Origin of the sequence: Mesorhizobium sp. M1E.F.Ca.ET.041.01.1.1 (assembly GCF_003997355.1) — a bacterium.
Lineage (GTDB): Bacteria > Pseudomonadota > Alphaproteobacteria > Rhizobiales > Rhizobiaceae > Mesorhizobium.
In genome coordinates this window covers 1-3952 of record NZ_RZSL01000554.1, presented here as the reverse complement: position 1 = coordinate 3952, position 3952 = coordinate 1, and the positions used below count along the sequence as shown (strand labels likewise).

3 protein-coding genes are annotated in these 3952 nt (G+C 65.2%); all 3 read left to right on the top strand.

The annotated features are described in order from the left end of the window. On the top strand, nt 1-367 hold a 367-nt coding region (locus EOA38_RS30015; RefSeq protein WP_145966124.1), incomplete at its 5' end, for a cupin domain-containing protein. 23 nt (nt 368-390) lie between these two features. Then, nucleotides 391-2844 (top strand): FAD-dependent oxidoreductase, encoded by a 2454-nt coding sequence (locus EOA38_RS30010; protein WP_126093256.1) that lies wholly within the window; start codon nt 391-393, stop codon nt 2842-2844. Further along, nucleotides 2844-3952 (top strand): pyridoxal phosphate-dependent aminotransferase (locus tag EOA38_RS30005; RefSeq protein ID WP_145966123.1); only part of this gene is annotated, 1109 nt, incomplete at its 3' end. The genes EOA38_RS30010 and EOA38_RS30005, both read left to right, overlap by 1 nt.

The following is a 3952-nucleotide window of genomic DNA, read 5'->3' as shown; positions in this document are numbered from 1 at the left end:
GTTCTTCAGCCATGATGTGCCTGCCGAGAAGGAGCGTGGCGTGGTTGTGCGCGCCGGCAGCCGCCGCTCGCTTGGCACAAGCGAATCGGGCCTCGTGGAGGAGCTTCTGTCGCCTGACCTCGGCGGTAGCTTCGAGATGTTGCGCTCGGTCTTCGCGCCAGGCGCGGAACTGAAGACCCAAGCGCGCCGTCCGACGGAAGAAGCGGGTTATGTCGCGTCGGGCACTTTCGAGATCGAGATCGGCGGTGTCTGGCACCAGCTTGGCGAAGGCGACAGCTTCCGTTTCGAAGGCAAGCCGTTTCGCTGGCGCAATCCAGGCGCCGAGCCGGCGGTCGTCATCTGGGTGGTTTCGCCGCCGGTGGATTGAGTTAAAGCTTGGGAGGAAGAAACATGGCCGGTTTGCCGAGCACGGCGCGCGTGGTGATCATCGGGGGCGGCGTCGTCGGCACCTCGTCGCTCTACCACCTCTGCAAGGCCGGCTGGACCGACTGCTTGCTGCTTGAAAAGAACGAGCTGACCTCCGGCTCGACCTGGCATGCCGCCGGCAACGTGCCGACCTTCTCCTCGTCCTGGTCGCTGATGAACATGCAGCGCTATTCGACCGAGCTCTACCGCGGCCTCGCGGAGGCGGTCGACTATCCGATGAACTACCATGTCACCGGCTCGCTGAGGCTCGCCCATACCAAGGAGCGCATGCAGGAGTTCCAGCGCGCCAGGGGCATGGGCCGCTACCAGGGCATGGACATCGACGTCGTCGGCCTCGAAGAGATCAAGCGCCGCTACCCCTTCATCGAGACGCATGACCTGAAGGGCGCGCTCTACGATCCGAGCGACGGCGACATCGACCCCGCGCAGTTGACGCAGGCCCTTGCCAAGGGTGCGCGCGACATGGGCGCGAAGATCATCCGCTTCTGCCCGGTCACCGGCGTCCGCCGCGAGAACGGCGAATGGGTGGTCACGACGCCGCAAGGCGAGATCCGTTGCGAGATCGTCATCAACGCCGCCGGCTACCGCGCCGCCGAAGTTGGAAAAATGTTCGGCCGCGAGGTGCCGATGATGGTGATGAGCCATCAGTACATTTTGTTCGAGGAAATCCCCGAGCTCGCCGCCTGGACCAAGGAACAGGGCCACAAGTTGCCGCTGCTGCGCGACGTCGACACGTCCTATTACCTGCGCCAGGAGAAGACCGGCATGAATCTCGGCCCCTATGAGCGCAATTGCCGCGCGCATTGGGCGACGCATAACGATCCGATGCCGGAGGATTTCTCCTTCCAGCTCTTCCCCGACGATCTCGACCGGCTGGAGCACTATCTTGCCGACGCCGTCGCCCGCGTGCCGATCCTGGGCACCGCCGGCCTTTCGAAAGTCATAAACGGGCCGATCCCCTACGCGCCGGACGGCAACCCGCTTATCGGGCCGATGCCCGGCGTGCCGAACGCCTTCGAGGCTTGCGTCTTCACCTTCGGCATCGCGCAAGGCGGCGGCGCCGGCAAGGTGCTGGCGGAATGGGTGACCGAGGGCCAGACCGAATGGGACATGTGGTCATGCGACCCGCGCCGCTTCACGTCCTTCGCCTCCGCGCCCGACTATTGCGTCGCCAAGGGCCTGGAAATTTACGGCAACGAATACGCCATCCAGTTCCCGCGTCATGCCTGGCCGGCCGGGCGCGATCGCAAGCACTCGCCGCTGCACGATCGCATCAAGGCGCTGGGCGGCCAGTTCGACGCCTATAACGGCTGGGAACGCGCCACCTGGTACGCGAAGCCCGGCGACGACATTTCGGAGGAAGCGACGCTGACCTTCCGCCGCGACGGGCCGTGGCAGCACCGCGTGCGTGAGGAATGCCTGGCCGTGCGCGATGCCGCCGGCATCCTCGACCTGCCCGGTTTCTCGCGTTTCAACCTCGAAGGCCCGGGGGCCGCCGACTGGCTGGCGCTGCAGGTCACAGGCCTGGTGCCGAAGCCCGGCCGGATCGGCCTCGTCTATTTCGCTGACGACAAGGGCCGCATCGTCACCGAAATGTCGGTCGTGCGCCACGGCGAAGACCAGATGACGCTGATCACCGCGGCGGTGGCGCAATGGCACGATTTCGAATGGCTGAAATCGCGGATGCCGGCCGATGCTGCCTTCACGCTGACCGACCGCACCGAGGAGTACTCGACGCAGATCCTCGCCGGCCCGAATTCACGCAATATACTGTCCGAGGTCTGCGACGCCGACCTGACCTTGCCCTGGCTGACTCATCAGGAGACGACCATTGCCGGACGCTGGGCGAAGCTGGTGCGCGTCTCCTTCGCCGGCGAGCTTGGCTGGGAAATCCACACCAAGGTCGCCGACACGACGACTGTCTTCGACGCCGTCTGGGCCGCCGGCCAGAAGCACGGCCTGAAACCCTTCGGCATGTATGCGCTGGATTCGCTGCGGCTCGAGAAAGGCTACCGCGCCTGGAAGGGCGATCTGTCGACCGACTATTCGGTCCTGCAGGGCGGGCTGGAGCGCTTCGTCAAATGGGACAAGCCTGACTTTCGCGGCAAGGCGGCTTTGCTCAGCGAAAAGCAGCAAGGCGTGAAGAAGCGCTTCGTCACGCTGGTCGTCGAAAATCCCGGCGATTGCGATGCGCCCTATATGTCGACGCTCTGGCATGACGGGAAAATCGTCGGCGAGACGACCTCAGGCTGCTGGGGCCATCGCGTCGGCAAATCGATCGCGCTCGGCATGCTGCGCTCCGATTTGACCGAGCCCGGCACGGCCATCGAGGTCGAGATCTTCGGCGACCGTTTCAAGGCGGTGGTGCAGAAGGACGAGCCGCTCTGGGATCCGAAGAACGAGAGGTTGAGAGCCTGATGCCAAAACCGTCAAAGCGCATTACCGGCATCGTGCCATCCGGCAAGGACGGCTGGGAAGTCCATTTCGCCGCCTGGACCCGCAAACAGGCTGGCGAGGACATCATCGTGCTCTCGGTCGGCGATCACGACTTCGACACGCCCTCTGAAACGATCGAGGCCTGCGTCCACGCCGTGCGCGGCAGCAACCACCACTACACGCCCTTGCCCGGCCTGCCGCGCCTGCGCAAGGCGATGGCGGCAGCTTCCACCGCCTGCACCGGCATCCTGACGGAACCGGACGAGATCATCGCCACGGCTGGTGGCCAGGGCGCGCTCTACGCTGCCGTGCAGGGTGTGCTCGATCCCGGCGATCACGCCATCGTCGTCGCGCCTTACTACGCCACCTACCCCAACACCTTCAGCGCCGCCGGCGCCAGCTTCACCGTGGTCGAGACGCCGGCCGAGGACGGCTTCCAACCGCACGCCGACAGGATCCGCGCGGCGCTCCGACCCAATACCCGCGCCATCCTGATCAACACGCCGAACAACCCGACCGGGGCTGTCTATTCGCGCGAACGGCTCGAGCAACTGGCCGAAATCTGCAAGGAACGCGATCTCTGGCTGCTGTCGGACGAGGTCTACTGGACGCTCGGCGGCGGCGAGCACATCTCGCCGCGCTCGCTGCCCGGCATGGCCGAGCGCACGCTGGTCATCAACTCGATGTCGAAAAGCCACGGCATGACCGGCTGGCGCATGGGCTGGCTCAGCGGCCCGAAAGCGATGATCGCGCTGATGACCGATCTCAACCTGGTGACGACCTACGGCCTGCCGGCCTTCATCTCGATCGCCTGCGCCGAGGCGCTCGAAAACCACTACGGCGTGAAGGAAATCGCCGAGCGCTACGCCGCGCGCCGCGCGGTCTTCCTTGACGCCATACGCGGCGTCAATGACGTCACCGTGCACGGCTCCGAAGGCGGCATGTACGTCATGCTCGACATCTCCGCCATCGAACCCGACGACGAGAAATTCGCCTGGGCGCTGCTCGACAAGGAAAAGGTCGGCGTCATGCCGGGATCGAGCTTCGGCGACGCTGCAGCCGGCCATATCCGCATCAGCCTCTGTCAGCC